The sequence below is a fragment of the Dactylosporangium sp. NPDC005572 genome (assembly GCF_040605515.1).
Lineage (GTDB): Bacteria > Actinomycetota > Actinomycetes > Mycobacteriales > Micromonosporaceae > Dactylosporangium.
Window position 1 is genome coordinate 48,070 of sequence record NZ_JBEXCY010000018.1, and the last position, 18,163, is coordinate 66,232.

General features: G+C 69.2%; 18 protein-coding genes and 1 CRISPR repeat array. Of the genes, 11 read left to right on the forward strand and 7 right to left on the reverse strand.

The genetic code is table 11. The features are described 5' to 3' along the window. Nucleotides 1–1,005: 1,005 nt before the first annotated feature. From ABZS66_RS12345 to ABZS66_RS12365, 5 genes are all read left to right on the forward strand, one after another. A complete protein-coding gene (locus ABZS66_RS12345) occupies nucleotides 1,006–2,307 on the forward strand; it encodes a sensor histidine kinase (protein ID WP_354757184.1) in 1,302 nt (433 codons plus the stop codon). Then, nucleotides 2,304–2,963 (forward strand): response regulator transcription factor, encoded by a 660-nt coding sequence (locus ABZS66_RS12350; RefSeq protein WP_354757185.1) that lies wholly within the window; start codon nucleotides 2,304–2,306, stop codon nucleotides 2,961–2,963. The genes ABZS66_RS12345 and ABZS66_RS12350 overlap by 4 nt, the downstream gene beginning before the upstream one ends. Before the next feature lie 170 nt (nucleotides 2,964–3,133). Beyond that, nucleotides 3,134–3,397: a hypothetical protein gene (locus tag ABZS66_RS12355; protein ID WP_354757186.1), complete on the forward strand. Its 264-nt coding sequence runs from the start codon at nucleotides 3,134–3,136 to the stop codon at nucleotides 3,395–3,397. A gap of 36 nt (nucleotides 3,398–3,433) precedes the next feature. Then, entirely contained in the window at nucleotides 3,434–3,679 is a 246-nt protein-coding gene (locus ABZS66_RS12360) for a hypothetical protein (RefSeq protein ID WP_354757187.1), read from the forward strand. Nucleotides 3,680–3,728: 49 nt separating this feature from the next. Beyond that, nucleotides 3,729–4,253 (forward strand): GNAT family N-acetyltransferase, encoded by a 525-nt coding sequence (locus ABZS66_RS12365; RefSeq protein WP_354757188.1) that lies wholly within the window; start codon nucleotides 3,729–3,731, stop codon nucleotides 4,251–4,253. A gap of 469 nt (nucleotides 4,254–4,722) precedes the next feature. Here the strand turns inward: ABZS66_RS12365 and ABZS66_RS12370 are convergent, their stop codons facing one another. Further along, the gene (locus tag ABZS66_RS12370; RefSeq protein ID WP_354757189.1) at nucleotides 4,723–5,499 is read right to left on the reverse strand and encodes a hypothetical protein; all 777 of its coding nucleotides are present in this window, start codon (nucleotides 5,497–5,499) and stop codon (nucleotides 4,723–4,725) included. Then, nucleotides 5,499–5,990, reverse strand: coding sequence for a hypothetical protein (locus ABZS66_RS12375; protein ID WP_354757190.1), 492 nt, complete (start codon nucleotides 5,988–5,990; stop codon nucleotides 5,499–5,501). Before ABZS66_RS12375 ends, ABZS66_RS12370 begins: the two co-directional genes overlap by 1 nt. Before the next feature lie 1,019 nt (nucleotides 5,991–7,009). On the opposite strand from ABZS66_RS12375, the gene ABZS66_RS12380 reads away from it, so the two are divergent. The 4 genes from ABZS66_RS12380 (at nucleotide 7,010) to ABZS66_RS12395 (ending at nucleotide 10,030) form a co-directional block, all read left to right on the forward strand. After that, complete coding sequence (locus ABZS66_RS12380) at nucleotides 7,010–7,255, forward strand: hypothetical protein (protein ID WP_354757191.1); 246 nt, start codon at nucleotides 7,010–7,012, stop codon at nucleotides 7,253–7,255. Between the two features lie 34 nt (nucleotides 7,256–7,289). Further along, on the forward strand, nucleotides 7,290–7,766 hold the full coding sequence (locus ABZS66_RS12385) for a DeoR family transcriptional regulator (RefSeq protein ID WP_354757192.1): 477 nt from the start codon (nucleotides 7,290–7,292) through the stop codon (nucleotides 7,764–7,766). 819 nt (nucleotides 7,767–8,585) lie between these two features. Next, on the forward strand, nucleotides 8,586–9,410 hold the full coding sequence (locus tag ABZS66_RS12390; protein WP_354757193.1) for an SDR family NAD(P)-dependent oxidoreductase: 825 nt from the start codon (nucleotides 8,586–8,588) through the stop codon (nucleotides 9,408–9,410). Further along, on the forward strand, nucleotides 9,407–10,030 hold the full coding sequence (locus tag ABZS66_RS12395; RefSeq protein ID WP_354757194.1) for a TetR/AcrR family transcriptional regulator: 624 nt from the start codon (nucleotides 9,407–9,409) through the stop codon (nucleotides 10,028–10,030). Before ABZS66_RS12390 ends, ABZS66_RS12395 begins: the two co-directional genes overlap by 4 nt. 273 nt (nucleotides 10,031–10,303) lie before the next feature. Here ABZS66_RS12395 and ABZS66_RS12400 read toward each other — a convergent pair whose 3' ends face one another. After that, complete coding sequence (locus ABZS66_RS12400; RefSeq protein ID WP_354757195.1) at nucleotides 10,304–11,074, reverse strand: hypothetical protein; 771 nt, start codon at nucleotides 11,072–11,074, stop codon at nucleotides 10,304–10,306. Between the two features lie 130 nt (nucleotides 11,075–11,204). On the opposite strand from ABZS66_RS12400, the gene ABZS66_RS12405 reads away from it, so the two are divergent. After that, nucleotides 11,205–11,408 (forward strand): hypothetical protein, encoded by a 204-nt coding sequence (locus ABZS66_RS12405; RefSeq protein WP_354757196.1) that lies wholly within the window; start codon nucleotides 11,205–11,207, stop codon nucleotides 11,406–11,408. Nucleotides 11,409–11,479: 71 nt separating this feature from the next. Here ABZS66_RS12405 and ABZS66_RS12410 read toward each other — a convergent pair whose 3' ends face one another. From ABZS66_RS12410 to ABZS66_RS12420, 3 genes are all read right to left on the reverse strand, one after another. Next, nucleotides 11,480–11,710, reverse strand: a complete 231-nt coding sequence (locus ABZS66_RS12410) for a hypothetical protein (protein ID WP_354757197.1) — start codon at nucleotides 11,708–11,710, stop codon at nucleotides 11,480–11,482. Between the two features lie 569 nt (nucleotides 11,711–12,279). Continuing rightward, nucleotides 12,280–13,113: an oxidoreductase gene (locus ABZS66_RS12415; protein ID WP_354757198.1), complete on the reverse strand. Its 834-nt coding sequence runs from the start codon at nucleotides 13,111–13,113 to the stop codon at nucleotides 12,280–12,282. Nucleotides 13,114–13,145: 32 nt separating this feature from the next. Further along, entirely contained in the window at nucleotides 13,146–14,195 is a 1,050-nt protein-coding gene (locus ABZS66_RS12420; RefSeq protein WP_354757199.1) for a zinc-binding dehydrogenase, read from the reverse strand. 48 nt (nucleotides 14,196–14,243) lie between these two features. Between ABZS66_RS12420 and ABZS66_RS12425 the strand changes: the two genes are divergently transcribed. Continuing rightward, a complete protein-coding gene (locus ABZS66_RS12425; protein ID WP_354757200.1) occupies nucleotides 14,244–14,903 on the forward strand; it encodes a TetR family transcriptional regulator in 660 nt (219 codons plus the stop codon). 122 nt (nucleotides 14,904–15,025) lie between these two features. On the opposite strand, the gene ABZS66_RS12430 is transcribed toward ABZS66_RS12425, so the two are convergent. Further along, nucleotides 15,026–15,784 carry a reverse transcriptase domain-containing protein gene (locus ABZS66_RS12430; RefSeq protein ID WP_354757201.1) on the reverse strand — a complete coding sequence of 253 codons (759 nt, stop codon included), beginning with the start codon at nucleotides 15,782–15,784 and terminating at the stop codon, nucleotides 15,026–15,028. A gap of 26 nt (nucleotides 15,785–15,810) precedes the next feature. Further along, nucleotides 15,811–18,157: a CRISPR direct-repeat array (repeat unit 28 nt; unit sequence GGACCATCCCCGCGTGCGCGGGGAGCAC). Nucleotides 18,158–18,163: the final 6 nt, after the last annotated feature.

The window sequence follows — 18,163 nt, forward strand, 5'->3', positions numbered from 1 at the left end:
CGTCTCCGAGCGCGCGCGTACAACCAGCTTCGCGCCTACCCAAGGTAGTCGGGTATACGCAAGCGCTGACCTGCCCACCTCGGATCTGCCCGGCTGGCCCGCCTGGTCACTCAGACGGCTGGCCGAGGCCGACAGCGTCGCCGCCACCGCAGTCGACGGCTTCGCCTTTCACCGCCGGGCCACAGGCCCCCGACACGCAGGGCGCTGTTGCTGCACGCCGCCATCGCCGCCGCCCGCCAACAGCACGCCCAGGACCCCGACGTCTACCTTCATGGTGCGGCCAGTGCGGCGGGACCGCTCGGACGTAACGCCAACGAGCCGCGGACCAAGTCCGGGCCAGCCAACGTCACGCTCCACCGCGTACCGGTCGCCATCGCCGCGGCGGTGGTCCTCGACACGACGGGGTCCGGCGGTGCTCGCCGCCGGCCGACGCCGGGCGCAGCGCGAACCAGCCAGCCACGCCGAGCCCGATCAGGGCGGCCACCGGCACGAGGTTACGGATTTTTCATGATGCGGCGACTTGTGGAATGGTCGCCAGCCGGCGCAGAGCGTCTGGGCATGCATCTTTGACGGCCTGGGCGTCGGCTGGGGACACGCCCGGAAAGGTTACCCCGTTCTGCCAGACCGGGTCGGGGAAGTTGGGCAGATTGTGCTGGCGGGCGCACTGGGTGAGCCCCCGCCCGGCCGCCATCGCCTGCGTCTGGATATCCCCGGCAGCGGTGGCAGACGACGACCCGGTAGGGGCAGCGGTCGCACTGGTCGCAGCGCCGGTCGACGGAGAGGTGTTGGTGCTCGTGCAGCCGGCCAGCATGGCCAAGCCCGCCGCGAGTGCCAGTAGCAGTGGGGTTCGAGTGGGTTTCATGACGGCAACCGTGCCGCCCGAGGGTGCCACCGCGCGCCCATCCACGGCTCGAACTCGCCCGCCCGCCCTCTACCCACGGGTGGAGCCGCCGCTACAACCACCGACAGGCGCGGGCCGGGCGCCGCCCCGTCTAGCATCGTGACGTGCAGCTACGCGACTTCCGCCGCCGCCCGATCGTCCGCGACGTCGGGCTCGGGCTGCTGCTGCTTGCCACCAGCGCGCTGACGCCGGGACTCGTCCCGGACTCGTTGATGCAGCAGAAGGTGATCACCGTTCTGGGTTCCGAGGCGGTCTGGAACCGTCTGCTGGTGCTGTGGTGGCTGGGTATCGCGGCATCGGTCGCCGCGCTGGCGATCTCCCGCCGCCGGCCGCTGGCCGCGTTCGCACTGGCCGGGGCGGCTGCTGTCGTGCACCGGATCAACCCCGGTCTGCCGGTGCCCCCCACTGACCTCGCCGCGGTGATCTGCCTGTACCACCTCGCCAGCCTCGCACCACAGCGCCGCACCGCGACGGCGGCGCTGGCAGCAGCCTTGGCGATCCTTCCGATAGCGGCCCTGGCCGCGCTCGCCGCCCCCGGATGGTGGACGGTCACCGACACCGACACCGACAACGCGGCCGCGCCGACCTGGGACTCGGGGACGCTCGCGTCAGCCGTCACCGGCGCGGTCGTACCAGCACTCCTGCTCGGCATCGCGTACGCGGCTGGCGACAACACCCGCACCCGCCACCTGCACCACACCGCGCTGCAGCAACGTGCCGCCGACCTGCAACGCGAACGCGACGCCCGCGACGCCCTGGCGGTCGCCGCCGAACGCGCCCGAATCAGCCGCGAACTGCACGACATCCTCGCCCACGGCCTATCGGTCATGGTCATCCAAACCCAAGGCGCCGCCGCGGCCCTGCACCGCCAGCCCGAACGCGCGGCTCAAGCGCTGGCCAGCACCATCGACACCGGCCGGGCCTGCCTGGCCGAAATGCGCCGGCTACTCGGCGCTGTCCGCGGCCAACCAGACGCCGCCGCCCCGCTGGCACCATCGCCGGGCATCGGCGCGCTTGCAGCCCTCGTCGACCAGACCCGCACCGCCGGAACCCCGGTCAGCCTGCACGTGCAAGGCAACGCCCGCCCGGTACCCTCCGGCGTCGACCTCGCCGCCTACCGCATCGTCCAGGAAAGCCTGACCAACACCCGCAAGCACGCCGGCGCCGGCGCATCGGCCCGGGTCCAGCTGTCGTTCCGCCCCGACCACCTCGAGATCGAGATCGCCGACGACGGACCAGGCTGCCCGCCACCCGAACCGGCGCACGACACCTTCGGGACTGCAGGCAACGGCCTGCGCGGCATCGCCGAGCGCGTATCGGCGCTCGGTGGCACCGTCGAGTTCACCGGCCCGCCCGGCGGCGGGTTTAGCGTACGCGCCCAGCTGCCCATCGGCGAAACCGCATGATCCGCGTCCTGCTCGTCGACGACCAGGCCCTAGTACGCACCGGATTCCGCCTGATCCTCGACCAGACAACCGACATCGCCGTCATCGGCGAAGCGGCATCGGGTACCGAAGCGCTCAACCTGGCCTGGACCACCCACCCGGACGTCGTGCTGATGGACGTGCGCATGCCCGGCATGGACGGCATCGAGGCGACCCGCCGCCTGCTCGACTCCGGCCACAGCCAACCACCGAAGATCATCATCCTGACGACGTTCGACCTCGACGAATACGTCTTCGCCGGCCTCCAAGCCGGCGCCAGCGGCTTCCTCCTCAAAGACGCCCTCGCCGGCGATCTCCTCACGGCCGTGCGCACCGTCGCCGCCGGCCAAGCAGTCGCGGCACCATCAGTCACCCGCCGCCTCATCGAACACTTCGTCACCTCCCGGACCCCGCAACGCGACGAATCCCGCCTATCAGCGTTGAGCGTCCGCGAACGCGAAGTCCTCACCCTCATCGCACGAGGGCTGACCAACGCCGAGATCGCCGAACGCCTCGTACTGTCCGAAGGCACCGTGAAAACCCACATCAACCACATCCTGAGCAAGCTCGCCGTACGCGACCGTGTCCAGGCGGTCATCCTCGCCTACCAGACCGGCCTGGTCGACACCGACCAGTAGCCGGTACCTCCACACAGCAACCCGGCGGGTGCGAAACGGTCCAGGACGGGTACGCCAGCAAATGGGGCGCAGGCCGGTCGTGCTCCAGCGCAGTGCGAGCGGCGCGCAGCAACGCGACGGACATGTTCACGACGTGTTTGCCCAGCTCAGTGGCGCTGCTCACACCGACTGTGGTCGGTAAGATCGAGCTTGACCAGGTCAGAAGGGTAGTCCTCCGAGAGCACGGCGGTCTCGGCGACGACGCGGTCGCGCCCGGGTTCATCGGCATCTCCGCCCGGTACCTGCTCAACGCCGGCTATCACCTCATCGTCGACGGCATCCTGCGCACCCGCAGCTACGGCACCGTGTTGCGGCAGCTGATCGCCGAACATCCAGGCCCGAGCCACGTCTACTACCTCGACGCCAGTCTCGAGGAGACCATCCGCCGCCACTGAGGCCGAACCGAGCCGATCCCGGTCAGCGCCGAAGAGATGCGTGGCTGGTATGTGGCGCTCGATACGCTGGGTGCGTCCGGTGAGCACGTCATCCCTGAGACTTCGACGTTTGAGCAGACCGTTGCCACGATCCTCGATACCAGCCGCCTGGCCGGCATGGCGCCGGCGACGCCGTGCCCGACCCGGTGCGCCCGCTGCGCGCAGAAGCGGACCGACGACCGCAACGCCATGCCGGCCACAGCCGGGCGCCACGATGGACCGGCATGCGAGGAGGCGGGGTGAGCGCGGTGCCGGGGACCACCGTGCGGGTCTATCCGATCGGAGCGACCGGATGCTGATCACACCGCTGTGCGTGGATCTCATCGATGCGGTCGCGGACGTGATGCGCTTCGGCGAGCCGTATGTCACGGTCCGCGGCCCATCTGACTACTTGCTCTACAGCCGCTTGTTCGCCTCGACCTGCCCGGTTGCCATCGACGACGGCGCGGTGATCGGTGCGGTGATCGCGATGCGCAGCCAGGACGAGCCGGACGACGTGCACGTGCAGGACGTCGCCATCCACCCAGCCCACCGCCGCCGCGGCGTGGCCGGCGCACTCATCAGCTCGGTGGCCATGCAGGCGCGCGTGTGGGGCTGTCACCGGCTGTGGCTCACCTGCGCTCCGGGCAACACCACAGCCATCGCGACCTGGCAGCGGCTTGGCTTCCGCAACCTCCCCGGGAGCTACACCATCGACGGGATCCAGGTGATCGCGGACTGCAAGGGTCCGGGCCGGTGCCACCCCGTCTTCCAGCTCGACCTGCCCGCCGCCGGACCGGTAGCTCAGCCCGGCACCGCGGCTGGAGCCGACACGTGACGACAGCCGGTGGCGATCGGCAGGCACTACGGGATCTGACGGGCGACGCAACCCCCGCGTCTGCCGGGAACCAACTCCAGCAACACCTGGAGGGACCGGACACTGCGTGACATGTGACCAGCCACCACATCATGCCACGGCCACCCGGCCCCCGCGCAGCCCCGCCCAACGCGCACGTGCCATCACGAAGCGGTATCTGCAACGTTGCGGCTACCCGTCACGGCTTGTAGGTCTCGTAGCTCACCACAGCGGAAGTCGAATACGAGGCTGTCGAGCGCGGATTGGTGCGCAGCCTCAGCGCAGACCATCGAACAGCCGGACGCACGCCGACGTTGGTCGTATCGCTGTCGGAGTCGACGTAAAGCCCGTCTACTCTAGGTCGCAGCCCGATCCCTCGGTGAACGAGTTCATCGGTCAGCCGGGACGGTGCCGTGAATCTCGCCGGGCAGCTCATGCTTACGGTGGCCGATCACCCGCGTAAGAGCGCGCCGAGCGCGTCGAGCCTGGTGTGGACGCCGCTGATCGTGGCATCGAGGTGGTGGTGGCCTCGGGCGAGCAGTGCGCGGGCGTAGAGGGAACCGCTGAACACCTCGATCGGGATGTCCTGGTAGATGCCGTCGATCGGGGACGTCGTCGTAGCGGACGAAAAATAGCTGTGGCCGTCACTGGAGATCGGGGTCCAGATGGCCAGAATACGGCGAAGATTCGCCATGGATCCGGTCCAGTCGGCCGGCTGTCGTACCGGCAGCGCGATCTTGTTGGTGTCGGTCCACTTCTCGAGACGCAGGTGCTTCTTCTGGAGCAGGTTCCATTGCTCCAGCGCGTAGCTGGCGGCGTCATCGCCGATGGTGCGGTAGTGCCAGCCGCCGGTGCTACGTGAGCTAGAGGTCCAGTGTTTGCACTCCACGGCCGTCAGCGCGGCATCGTCGAGGACGAGCCACCCATCCAGGAAGCGCACTTTAGGTTTGTACATGCCCGCGAACGCGAACGCGTTGTTGTCCCGGGCGGGCCTACCAGGCAACCGCCGAACCGTTGAACCTGCGGCGTGCAGCGCATCAGCGAGCAGGTCGAGCAGGAGTGATTCGCCGACGAGGCTGCTGAGCGCGCCGACCACCGCGCCTTCGCCTGGTTCGGTGAAACGGGTGTCGAATCGGGCGATAAGCGCCCGGAGGTCGTAGGCCACCACGCCCGCGGAGTACTCGTTCAGGTCCGGAATGGCGTCTCCCTCGCGGACACGTTCGGGCATCACGCCTCCTTTGCGCTAGTGGCCAGGCGGGCCGTACCGTGCTCGATCGCGGTGACCATGATCCGGCCAGGGCCGCGCACGGTGGCGGCCTGCCCGTCCGCGTCGACGTCCAGCGACCATCCGTGCCCGGCGTCGGAGTGGTGCGGGCGCCGGGCACGGAGCTCGCCGACCATCAGGGTGCCGAGCTTGCGGACCGGGTTGGCCTGCGCCTTGTGCCAGGTAACCGGGCTGGGCTGGCCGACGAGCCACTGCCATTCCCCGGCGGGGGCGAGGCCGAAAACGACCTTGCTGTTGGCGTTCGGGTCGCGGCGCCAGCCCCGGACATCGAATACGCCGACGATGATGCCGTTGGCCACGGCCAGGATCTGGTCGGCGTAGCCATTGAGGGTGCTGTCCGCGATCGCCCACCACTTCTCGGTACAGGAGGGCACGTCGCGTGCCCGATCGTCGAGCCTTCCCCGCAGGCTGGTCGTGATGTTCAACGCGAGCACAGACGCGCCTTCCCTTTCACTCGCTGCCCGTCACATTCATGGACGACGCTATCATCTTCTTATCTAAGAAGTCACCCAAGAAACATGCGTATCTTGGAGTGTCTTGCATCAGTGTCAGCGTCGGCCGCGTGGTGCGGCGCCGGCCCAGGTGCACCTGGGCCGGCGCGAAAAGCGGCCTCTTCCGATCGTGGGAGGGGCCGCTTTTCGGTGTCCGCACGGACCGTCGACATGCGGATCGGAGGGTCGGATCGCCAGGGCAGCTCCTCGAAACCGCATCTGCCGATCCGACGAAGAACCGTTGACATGGCCAGCGCGCGGCTCGATCACTCGCCGGCTTCCGAGAAGCGTCTGTCCTCCGGACACCGTCGGACAACGTCACCTCCGGTCGGACGTGGGCACACTCAATCGCTCCGACACAGACGAGCACCCACCGAGCGCCTCAGATCCACAGTAGACGGTCGGCGTCAGTGTTTTTGCTGCTCAGCAGCCGTCTAGACCGGCAAAGATGGCGCATTCCTGAGGATTAAAGTCCGCAGCTCTGCCATTGAGCTAGCAGCCCGCGCCAACAGGATACCTCGTCCGCCCACCTCGGCTCGCGTCCGTTTCCGCCCTGGCACGCATTGCCCTGGTCCAGGCGCTGCGGGTCCACGTCGTGGAACATCGCAGTGTCCCGTCAGCGCAAAATCCGGGTGGGTCCGCGCTGGTCCGTCTACGGTCCTGAACATCCGAGCACCCACCGAGCACCCACGGCGATCACCGTCCCGCGTATCGGCTGTTCGTGTACCGACTACGTCCACGCTGCCCTACATGCAGGGCGGACCTAGCGGACGTCGCTCGCCGCGACTGGGCTGGACCCGGCGGAGGTGATCCGGACGTGGCAGCGGTGAATCGATGTTCAGACGTGGATGGCCATCGACGGACGTCTGGCCGTGGACGTCGAGGAGGTCTAGACCATTCAGCGGCGTGTTCAGGTGTAGGGCTCGAAAAGTGGTTACGCCGGTTGGCCAACAGTTCTGCAGATGCTCGACGTCGACATGGCCGACACGATGGAGGCTATGAGCGCTTCGTTGGTCTACCTGCTGCTTCGCCAGGTCCTGCAGATGTTGACCCAGTTCGCCCGCGACAGCGGAGCCAAGGACGTCGAACTCCTCGTGCTGCGCTGCCAGGTGGCGGTACTCCGCCGCCCCGCTTGCGCCATCGCCGATGCCTGGGCTGCTGACGACCAGTTGCACCCGTCCGCTCGAAGCAATCAAGCGCCTGACTGAGTGAGGCCGTTGCCCGGGCCAAGCGCCCGTCCCGATGGGCGAGCCCGCCTCCGCGCACGACCCGACCAGCCAGGCGTTCGCGCCAGAACGCCTTATCCCCATCCAGCACGCACAGCCGGTTGCCAGCAGCGTCGCCGTCCCGCGCACGCACGCTCGTGGCGCGGAACGGACATCCTGGAGCCAGCGGATCAACCCCACCGGCCCGCGGCAACGCCAGGTAGCGCGGCAGCCAGCGGAAGCGATGTTGGCCTCGCAGCGGCGGCGTATGCTGCAAATGCTGGCTGAGTATCCGTACGTCACCATCCACGAGATCCGCGACGCCACGGGTGTCTCGATGCCCACGATCCATCGCGATCTGCACGCCCTCGCCGCGTCGGGCGCGCTGCTGCGTATCCGCGGCGGGGCGGCCAGAGCGCCGGGCCGTCACGTCGACGCACTGCTGTCCACCTGCCAGAGCACCTGCCTGACCTGCCTGTTCACCTGCCTGTCCAAGGCCCAACGGGCACTGTAGGAGGGCAACGCCGCAGCGCTGGAAGCGATCCTCACGCAGGCGTTGCACTGGTGCCGGCACGTTCGCTCCCACGGACACGACCAGCGCCGAGCGCACCGGGCGAGTGTGACTGCACGCATCGGCCCCGCCGCCGCGGACATCAGCTCTGACCCGTGGATCGTCCCAGACGAGCAGGTGCCCAAGCCGACGGTGTCATCTGCCAACCGCTCACCATGCCCGCACACCTCCGCGAACGCATCCGACCGGCCATCGGACGGACCGAAGGTTCCAACGATGTGATCGCGCGGCCGTGGTGGCACTGGACGAACGGGAATGGGGACCGCCGGGCGCGTCGCACGACGACGCATGGCATCCTACGTCTCGACTCCCGCCTTACCGGCCGGGTACGGCAACTGCGCGGCTGGGGCCCCTGCGCACGAGCGACTCAACCTGTTCGCTCGGCGGCGGTGGTGGCTCCGGACGGTCGACGCGACCAACGACGACGTGCCCGACGCCTTCGCGGTAGCAGGCGCACCGAACGCCGTCGCCCGGTGCTTCGCGCACGCGTCGGCGACGTCGTCGCCCGGCCGTCCCCATCCACGCCCTGCCCAGCCAGTCGCAAGCTGGTCCGATCGTCGCCACCGGCCTTCGAGCCAGCTGTACGACGAGGCGCTGCAGGAGACCTGGGAGTACTGCACGGTGATACCGGGGTAGATCGCGACGAGAGCAATAGTGCCGTCCAGGTTCGTCAGCGCGGCACCTCGACGGTTGACGCCGGGCGCCAGCGCGTCCTATCTTATTGACGCTTAGATTCTAAGTGACTATTAGATTGGACGCGGGATGCGCAAGGCGGTCTTGATCACTGGCTGTTCGACCGGCATCGGGCGGGCCACCGCGCTGGCCTTCGCGCGCGCCGGACTCCCGACCTACGCGAGTGCCCGACGCCTTGAGACCATCGAGGATCTCGCCGCGGCCGGGTGCCGACTCCTGCAGCTGGATGTGACGGACGAGGTCTCGATGGCGCGGGCGGTCGCGACGGTGGAAGCCGAATGGGGCTCGGTCGGAGCGTTGATCAACAACGCGGGCTACGCCGAGTCCGCGCCGTTGGAGGAGGTGACGATGGCGGCGATCCAGCGGCAGTTCGACACCAATGTCTTCGGGCTGCTGCGACTCTGCCAGCTCGTGCTGCCCCGGATGCGCGAGCTCGGCACCGGCACGATCGTCAACGTCGGATCTATCGGCGGCCTGATCACCGCTCCGGCCGCGGGCGCTTACCCCATGACCAAGTACGCGTTGGAGGCGCTCAGCGACGCGCTGCGGATCGAGGTGCGCGGCTTCGGCATCCATGTGGTGCTGCTCGAGCCGGACGGGGTGCGCACCCAGTTTCCGGTCACGGCGGCCGCAACAACACCGCGGGCCGTGCCCGGGCCGTACGACAGGCTGAAGGACAGTCACAGCAAGGTACTGGCGAGCAGCTACCGCGATGGCGCCCGAGGCCTGCTGTCGCCCGAAGCGGTGGCGGACGTGGCGGTGAGGGCTGTGACCTCCACACGGCCCAGGGCCCGCTACCGGATCGGCCTGCAGGCCCGGTTCGCGCCGGCGCTGCGGCGGTTGGCGGGGGACCGGGGCTGGGACTCGCTCATGGCGCGTATGTTCCCTGCATGACCGGACGGGAACGATCCGCGGCCGCGCGGCGCCACTATCACCACGGCGACCTGCGCGCCGCACTGATCGACGCCGCCGTCGAACTCATCGCGGAAAGAGGCATCCGCGGATTCTCCGTCGCCGAAGCCAGCCGACGGCTCGGCGTGAGCTCCGCCGCCCCGTACAGTCACTTCGCCGGCCGGGACGACCTCCTCGCCGACGTCGCGATCCGGGCTGCCGGTGTGCTGGCGGCCGCCCTGGCCGCCCATACGCCAGCCGATCTCAGCCCGGCCGATCGGCTGTGCGCGGCGGCGAGTGCCTACGTCACCTTCGCCAGCGGCAACCGAGCGCTGTTCGAGGCGCTGTTCGGCTCCGGGTTGGACAAGCAGCGGCATGCCGGGCTCGAGGCGGCGTCGCAACCCGTGACGGACATCTTCATGGCGCCGGCGCTTGCCCTCTGCCCCGACGAGGCTACGGCCCGGGACCTGGCCTTCACCGTCGCGATCGTCGCCCACGGCCACGCCACACTGCTGCTCGACGGCGCGTTCGGCCGGGATGAACCGGCGGTCGAGCGCGCCGCCCACCACGCCGCCACGACGACCCGGGCCATCATCGGCGGCTGGCCCGCGCCGCAGCCATGACGCCGACGAGTCACCGAGTTGGCCATCCGCCCTCTTCGCGTCGCCACCACCCCACGAGGGTCAGGGCACCGTCACGACGACCGCGCCCCGGACGTGTCCGGCTTCCACCTCGTGGTGTGCCCGGCCGCCGGCCGGCACGTGACGCCGTCGCACCGGCCACCCGCGACCGGCACCCCCGGGGGTGCATCACCACCGAGCACCCACAGCGCACGAGGAGGGCGCGTCGGCATCCGCCGAGCCGCTCGTGCGGCGCCCTCGCGAACCCTGCCACCATCATGCCGGCGAAGCGCGCCCACCGGGCGGCGGCCGGCATGCGGCCTTATGGTGCGGCCGCACGCCGCGGCGCTGGGTCGGGTACGTACGGGTGCGACACCGCGGGGTGCCCTGCGCCGCCTGCACCCTACGCACAAGGCTCGTACCTTGGCCCGAAGAACCATTGGCCGGGGTTCGGGCCTTGTTCGCGTCTGCGGCCCAGGTGAGGGCGTCGGCGTTGACGGCTGGGTCGAGCAGCATCTCGAACGGGCGGGCGTTCTCGACTCGGAGTTCGTCGTCCTCATCGACGTAGACCTTGATGAAGCACGCCTGGTTGCACAGGCGACGGTTGGCGTCATCGCAGCGGGAGTAGACGTCGGCACAGTTCCCGAGCAGGTTCAGAGCGTCGTTCAGGTGAGCGCGGGCATCGGTGTATTCGCCGTGGTGGGCGTCGAGGCGACGGTTCACCAGGTCGAGCTCGCCGCTGGTGCGGTCCTGCTCGCGTTTGAGCACGGCGAGCGGGATCGCGTCGGCGTAGTAGGCCTGCATGAGGCGGCCCTGTTCGTGCTCCAGCCGGCATCGGCGATCCGCGCCGCCCAGCTCGGCCTGCCCGTCTCGTTCGGCGTGCTCGGCGGCAGCGCCACCGGCTCCGCGGCCCTCGCCACGCTCTACCGGCGTGTCGCCGAGCAGTTCGGCAAGGCCCCCGAGCAGACCGTGGTCATGCTCGGATCGCCGGGCTACGTCGCCGACACCGACGCCCAGGCTCGCGAGGTCTGGTGGCCGCGCTGGCACCAGTTCATGAAGACCGTCGGCGAGCAGCGCGGCTTCCCGCCCCCAGCCGGGACAGTTACGACAACGACACCGCCCCTGACGGCGGCCTCCTGGTGGGCCCCCGGAGAGGGTCGCCGAACGGATCATCCACATGCGCGAACACTGGGGTCACGTCCGGCAGTTCATCCACATGGACATGGGCGCACTCCCCCAGCGTGACTTCCTACGCGCCATCGAACTGTACGGAACGCGCGTGCTGCCTCTCGTGCAGGCCGAACTCGGCACCACGCGAGCCACCGAACTCCTCCGCCTCCGCACCCACCGGCCTGCGGCGGAGGAACCTGCTTCTCTTTGACGCGAGTGGCGAGAGGCACTGACCCGCTCTCGGAGATTGCCGCCAGCGCCTCCCGCGTGGACGGCGCCCGCTCAGACCGCCGGCTCGAACAACTCGAGGACCTCGCGGTCCTTGAGCATCCGCCAGTAGTGCTCCGCCAATGTGTCGGGAGAGACTGTCGGGAACTCCGAGGCGACGAACCCGCTGTCAGACAGGGTCTGGTGCCCCTGGCTGCCGAGGATCAACCCGCCCACGACGACGCTGCCGACGTAGATGCCCTTGTCGGCGACCTCGTCGTGCAGCGATTGGAGGTAGTTTCGCATTCCGGCCATCGCCGGGGCGATCCCGAAGATGTTGGTGTGGGGTGCGTCGCGGACGTGCCGTGCGTCACCAGGATCCCGCCGTCTCCGCGTTCGATCATGCCGGGCAGCACCGCGCGGATGATCTCCACCGGGGTCAGCAGGAATAGGCGACTCCAGTGGGCGAGGACCGCGCTGTCCAGCTCGGCCGCTGGGACGAAGGGGTCGGTTGAGATGGGGCCGTATTCGATGACGTCGATGGCTCCCATGCGGTTCTCGATCGAGGAGACCAGGCCAGCGGCGAGGTCGGGCTCCGAGAGGTCCGCGGGGAAGGTCTCCGCGGTGATGCCGGAATGAAGCGATCGGCGACCAGCGCGACGCCGTCGCGCATCGGCACCCGCAGGCCCCGCTCGATGCGGTAGTCGCATGTCGCGGGAGGCAGCAGCAGGAGGCGCGACATAGCCCGGTCGCCCATTCGCTCGCCCCAACTGCGCGGGACACCCGCTGATTCGCGCTGCTGCATTCGTACTCCTTGAAACGAGGACTGTCGTGGGGCGGGCGCGAAGTGAGCTCGAGCTCTGCCTCTCGGGCACTCAGCCGAGCGGGACCCCTGAGGCGCGTGACATCACTCGGTCGAATGCCCGGTCGGGCAGGATTCGACGAAGGGCGATGCCGAGCTTGACGCCGGGTCCGACGGGATACCGGGTTTTCGGCCTGCGCACCGTGGCGGCGCGAACGATCGTGTCGGCGACGAGGGAGGCAGGGGTATGGCTTGCTCGCGCTCGTTCCGAGACGAGGCTTCGCGCCACGGCTTCGGCTTGACGCGCGTAGGCGCCGTCGCCGGAGTTGCTCCGTATGTGATCGACGGCAATCTCGGCCCACTCGGTCTGCGTGCCGCCGGGTTCGATCACCACGACGTCGATGCCGAACTGCTGGAGCTCGAACCGGAGCGTGTCGCTCATTGCTTCGAGGGCGAACTTGGACCCGTGATACCACGAGCCGAGCGGAGTGGGCACCCGGCCGCCGACGGAGCTCACGTTGACGATGCGGCCGGATCTCTGCTGCCGCATCTGCGGCACCACGAGTTGGACGAGGCGCATTGCGCCGAACAGGTTCACGTCGAACAGTCGCCGGGCGTCGTCGATGGGCGTCTCCTCGACTGAGCCCAGGGTGCCGTATCCCGCGCTGTTGACCAGCAGGTCGATCCGGCCCGCCTCGTCGAGGAGATGCGCAATGCCCTGAGTGACGGAGTCGTCGTCGGCGACATCCATGACCAGGGGACGGATGCCGTCCGGGGCCAGGCTGGCGAGCCGGTCCGCTCGGCGCGCGGCGCCGTAGACCGTGAAGCCGCGGGAGGCGATCCGTCGTGCTGTTTCCTCGCCGATGCCGGACGAGGCGCCGGTGACGAGTGCGACCTGCTGGGTCATGGTGTCCTCTTTCGGGTGTGCGTCGGTCGTGGTCACTGGGCGGCGAGGACGAGGCGTCCGGCGAGTGCGCGGCTCTCCATCCGCTCATGGGCGATTGCGGCCTGATCGAACGGCAGGACGTCGACAACCGTCTGGCCGAGGCCTGCGGAGATTGCGGTGCGGGCCGCCTCCAGCGCGGGCCGCACGACCTGGGGATGCGTCGGCAGGTAGGCGCCGGCGTTGAACCCGGCGATCGTCACGCTGCCCAGCCAGAGCCGGTTGTCGGGGACGGTGTGCTCCCAGTCGCCGCTCGCGTTGCCCGCGGCGATCAGACGGCCTCCGGGGCCCATGACGGCAAGACTCTGCGTGCGGATCTCTCCGCCGACGGGGTCGATGACAATGTTGAACCTCTCATCGCCGAGTTCCTCGGACAGCCGCGTCGAGTCCACGATCCGGTCGTAGGGCAGCTCCGTCGCCTTCGCGGCGTCGAGCTTGCCGGGGCGGACCGTCCCGACCACGCGGGAAGCGCCGAGCTGCTTCGCGACGCCGGGGAACGCACTGGCTAGGCCGCCGAGGGCGCCGTGGACGAGCACGCTCTCGCACTGGCGGAGGTGCGCGACCTCGGTGAACGCCGCGTAGGCCATCGCGGCATTGGGGATCATCGACACCGCCAGCTCCGGGGCAATGCCGAACCCCTCGATCGAGACGATCTGCGACGCGGACGCGACATACACCGAGGCGTAGCCGCCGGTGCCGGTCTGGGACATCGCCACCACCTGCTCGCCGACGCGGAAGCCGGTCACGCCCTCGCCGAGTTCGCTGATCGTGCCGGTGACCTCCAGCCCCGGAACGAACGGCGGCTGCGGCATGCCAGGGGTGTCCTTGTAGACGCCCCGGCGGAAGAACAAGTCGATCAGCCCGACCGCGGCATGGGTGACGTCGATGGCGACCTGTCCGGACCCCGGGACGGGGTCGGGCAGCTCGGCGAGCGAGAGAACGGTCGGGTCTCCGAAGGCGGTGGCCTGGACGGCGTGCATCAGCGATTCCTCTTCTGCGCAGGTCAGGAAAAGATAACGCATCATATGATGCGTTATCGAGAGCATAGCACCGCGAGGCCGTTAGCGCATGCCCCGATGCGTTATTGTGGAGGTATGCGTGAGCGGGCCCGATCTGCCGAAGACAAGGCGCAGCGATCCGAGGATCTCCTTGCCGCCGCGGAAGCGCTCACCATCGAACTCGGCGGCGTCCGCTTCGTCACCATCGCGGCGGTGACCCAGCGTGCGGGCCTGCACCGGACAGGCGTGCGGCGGTACTACGCCAGGAAGGAAGAGCTCCTCCTAGAGCTGGCCGAGCGCGGATGGGGGCAGTGGCGCAAGGCCATCGGAGAGGCAGTCGAGGATCGCAGCGACCTCCAGCCCGTCGAAGTCGCGACCATCCTCGCCGGGACCATCACATCGCTGTCCGTCTTCTGCGACCTCCTGGCACACGTCGCAATACGCCTCGAAGACGACGTCGACCTCGAGCGAGCCCGTCGCTACAAGACCCACGCGACCGCAGCGCACGACGAGCTCGTGGGCGCATTGACGCAAGCCAGTGTCATGACGGCCGCCGAGATCCAGACCCTCGTGGCGGCGACGGTATCGCTGACGGGCAGTCTCTGGCAGGTCGCACATCCTGCGCCGACACTCGCCGCGCTCTACGAGCAGGAGCCGAGCTGGGCCCACGCCGCGCTGGACTTCGAGCCGCGACTCACCCTGATCCTCCAAGCCACCGCGATCGGACTCGGACAGGTTCTGGTCGCCGAACCGTGACCGTCGCCCCTACGGACTCGGGCTCGGGCTTTTCCTGCCACTAAGGTCGAGTAGCCGGGAGGGATCTCACTTCCCGGCTCTCACAGATCTGGGCGTGACAGTCTCCCGTCACCCAGCTCTTGTCATCCTGTCTGCCAGGCGGTGCGGACCCATGCCCAGTGGGCGAAGAGTTTCGGGTACTGGCTGGTGATGCGTTGCCAGCATGCCATTGCCTTCGTGTAGGACCGCAGCCGTTTGTATTTCTTGCGGATCCAGCGCACCACGTAGGCGTTGATGCGCCCGAGGAGGGGACACAGCGCGGAGCGGAAGAACGCTCCGTAGTACTGGGTCCAGCCGCGAATGATCGGGTTGATCTTCTTCGCGATCTCGCCGATGTTGAGGGGAGTTCTGCGGTGCAGCCGCCAACGGCGGACCTCACCGCTGATCTTCTTCAGGGCTTCGGTGCTGATCGCGGGCAGGAACGAGGTGAACTTCTTGCCGTGCCTGCTGCGCGCCGCGCGGGCGCGGAACGTGAACCCCAGGAAGGTGAACGACGTGTGCTCGTAGCTGCCCCGTCGGTCACCGTCCTTGCAGTACACGATCCGGGTTTTCGTCGGGTGCAGTCGCAGCCCGACCTGTTGCATCCTGTCCGCGATCGCCGCCCGGATGTGTTGGGCTTGTCGTTCGCTGACGCAGTGCACGACCGCGTCGTCGCAGTAGCGTTCGAATGGAACGCCCGGATACTCCCAGGCCATCCAGGCGTCGAACGCGTAGTGCAGGAACAGGTTCGCCAGCACGGGCGAGACGGCTGACCCTTGCGGGGTGCCGCGGTCTCGCTGCTGCACGCTGCCGTCGGGTAGTGCCAGCGGGGCTTGCAGCCACCGCTTGACGTAGAGCACCACCCATGGCTGGTCGGTGTGTGCCGTTACCGCTTTGACGACGTGCGCGGGGAGCACCACAGGGATCGCCGCGGCGTAGATCGGCGAGCCGGACCATCCCCGCGTGCGCGGGGAGCACTCACATCGCTAGGTCAACCATCCAGTAGTCTATGGACCATCCCCGCGTGCGCGGGGAGCACTTCAAGATCAGGCCCTCGCGGACCAGCGCCTTGGGACCATCCCCGCGTGCGCGGGGAGCACCCTTCTGCTGAGCGGTAGTGGACCCACGGCACCGGACCATCCCCGCGTGCGCGGGGAGCACGACCGTCCGATGGACGGCACGGGCTATGGCCAAGGACCATCCCCGCGTGCGCGGGGAGCACCACGCCGGCCGCGGACACAACCAAACCCGTCGCGGACCATCCCCGCGTGCGCGGGGAGCACGAGAAGACCCTCCGTCGGTACCGCGCCACCGCCGGACCATCCCCGCGTGCGCGGGGAGCACGAAGGCCTGCCGGTCGACTGAGCCGAGCTCGCCGGACCATCCCCGCGTGCGCGGGGAGCACGCTCCCCGGAACGGCGGCCAACTGATGACCTCCGGACCATCCCCGCGTGCGCGGGGAGCACTCCCCCTCAGGTTCTGAGGTGGGGGGGTTCAAAGGACCATCCCCGCGTGCGCGGGGAGCACAGGCGGCCTGACCATGAACCTGAAGGCGTTCAAGGGACCATCCCCGCGTGCGCGGGGAGCACATCGGGTACTACATCGTCGCCGGCCGCGTCGACGGACCATCCCCGCGTGCGCGGGGAGCACGTTGTTGAGCAGCAGGTCAGCCACGTACTGCACGGACCATCCCCGCGTGCGCGGGGAGCACAGCGGCTTCACCGCTGCGTCGTACCGCGCCAACGGACCATCCCCGCGTGCGCGGGGAGCACATCGTGGCCGGGTGGCTGTACTCGAACCGGTAGGGACCATCCCCGCGTGCGCGGGGAGCACAGCGCGGACCAGGCCGAAGCCAACCGCGACCAGGGACCATCCCCGCGTGCGCGGGGAGCACATGCGTTAGCCCAGGTCAGAGGCCCACCTGGTAGGACCATCCCCGCGTGCGCGGGGAGCACCACACGCTGCCGGGCTGGCTGGCCGCCGCCACGGGACCATCCCCGCGTGCGCGGGGAGCACCTGTTCGGCGTTCAGGACGGCTTCCACAACACCGGACCATCCCCGCGTGCGCGGGGAGCACAACGCTCTCATCTGCTCATGCTGGACAGAGTCCGGACCATCCCCGCGTGCGCGGGGAGCACGGTCCCGGATGGCGCGGCTGTTGACCTTCACATGGACCATCCCCGCGTGCGCGGGGAGCACCTGCGCTGGCAGCTGCAGGCGTAGTCGTGGCCCGGACCATCCCCGCGTGCGCGGGGAGCACCGCGAATCGAATATCCACCCCGTCGAGGGTGAAGGACCATCCCCGCGTGCGCGGGGAGCACGCCGGATTCGTCAGCTTCCCCTCGTGAACAAGAGGACCATCCCCGCGTGCGCGGGGAGCACTGAAATGACCTAGGCCAAATGGCCCCGACTCTCGGACCATCCCCGCGTGCGCGGGGAGCACACCGGGTCGGCGGCGAGCAGCGTGAAGGCCACGGGACCATCCCCGCGTGCGCGGGGAGCACGGGGTGCTGTTGCCCGGCAGCCGGGAGCCCTGGGGACCATCCCCGCGTGCGCGGGGAGCACAGGTCGTCGACGTACGGGCGGAACGGGTTGGCCGGACCATCCCCGCGTGCGCGGGGAGCACGGAGGGGCCATCCGCGAGTCCATCACGAACCGGGGACCATCCCCGCGTGCGCGGGGAGCACTTTACCGGGTTGTTACCTAACGGCTGTCCGCACGGACCATCCCCGCGTGCGCGGGGAGCACGTCATCACCGCCGCACAGGCCGACCTGCCGCAGGGACCATCCCCGCGTGCGCGGGGAGCACAGCATCGGTGCCACCACGAACGCCACGGCGGTCGGACCATCCCCGCGTGCGCGGGGAGCACAGCGGGGCACCGACAGCCGGCGGCCCGGCGATCGGACCATCCCCGCGTGCGCGGGGAGCACGGCTCACCGATTACCAGAAAGCCGACGCGCGGAGGACCATCCCCGCGTGCGCGGGGAGCACAGCGCTCCTAGGTGAGGCAATGCTAGACGGCTAGGACCATCCCCGCGTGCGCGGGGAGCACCACAGGGCCGGCCGTAGGCGCACACTCCGGCGGGGACCATCCCCGCGTGCGCGGGGAGCACAAGTCCCGCGGCAGCCCCAAAAAGGCCGAGTCGGGACCATCCCCGCGTGCGCGGGGAGCACCACAACCAGGCGATGACCGGCGGACCGGAGTTCGGACCATCCCCGCGTGCGCGGGGAGCACGTCGCA

Coding starts and splice junctions, on each gene's coding strand:
- ABZS66_RS12350 (WP_354757185.1), top strand. CDS start 2,304: ATGATCCGCGTCCTGCTCGTCGACGACCAGGCCCTAGTACGCACCGGA.
- ABZS66_RS12360 (WP_354757187.1), top strand. CDS start 3,434: ATGCGTGGCTGGTATGTGGCGCTCGATACGCTGGGTGCGTCCGGTGAG.
- ABZS66_RS12365 (WP_354757188.1), top strand. CDS start 3,729: ATGCTGATCACACCGCTGTGCGTGGATCTCATCGATGCGGTCGCGGAC.
- ABZS66_RS12370 (WP_354757189.1), bottom strand. CDS start 5,499: ATGCCCGAACGTGTCCGCGAGGGAGACGCCATTCCGGACCTGAACGAG.
- ABZS66_RS12380 (WP_354757191.1), top strand. CDS start 7,010: ATGCTCGACGTCGACATGGCCGACACGATGGAGGCTATGAGCGCTTCG.
- ABZS66_RS12385 (WP_354757192.1), top strand. CDS start 7,290: ATGGGCGAGCCCGCCTCCGCGCACGACCCGACCAGCCAGGCGTTCGCG.
- ABZS66_RS12390 (WP_354757193.1), top strand. CDS start 8,586: ATGCGCAAGGCGGTCTTGATCACTGGCTGTTCGACCGGCATCGGGCGG.
- ABZS66_RS12395 (WP_354757194.1), top strand. CDS start 9,407: ATGACCGGACGGGAACGATCCGCGGCCGCGCGGCGCCACTATCACCAC.
- ABZS66_RS12405 (WP_354757196.1), top strand. CDS start 11,205: ATGCGCGAACACTGGGGTCACGTCCGGCAGTTCATCCACATGGACATG.
- ABZS66_RS12410 (WP_354757197.1), bottom strand. CDS start 11,710: ATGCGAAACTACCTCCAATCGCTGCACGACGAGGTCGCCGACAAGGGC.
- ABZS66_RS12415 (WP_354757198.1), bottom strand. CDS start 13,113: ATGACCCAGCAGGTCGCACTCGTCACCGGCGCCTCGTCCGGCATCGGC.
- ABZS66_RS12420 (WP_354757199.1), bottom strand. CDS start 14,195: ATGCTCTCGATAACGCATCATATGATGCGTTATCTTTTCCTGACCTGC.
- ABZS66_RS12425 (WP_354757200.1), top strand. CDS start 14,244: ATGCGTGAGCGGGCCCGATCTGCCGAAGACAAGGCGCAGCGATCCGAG.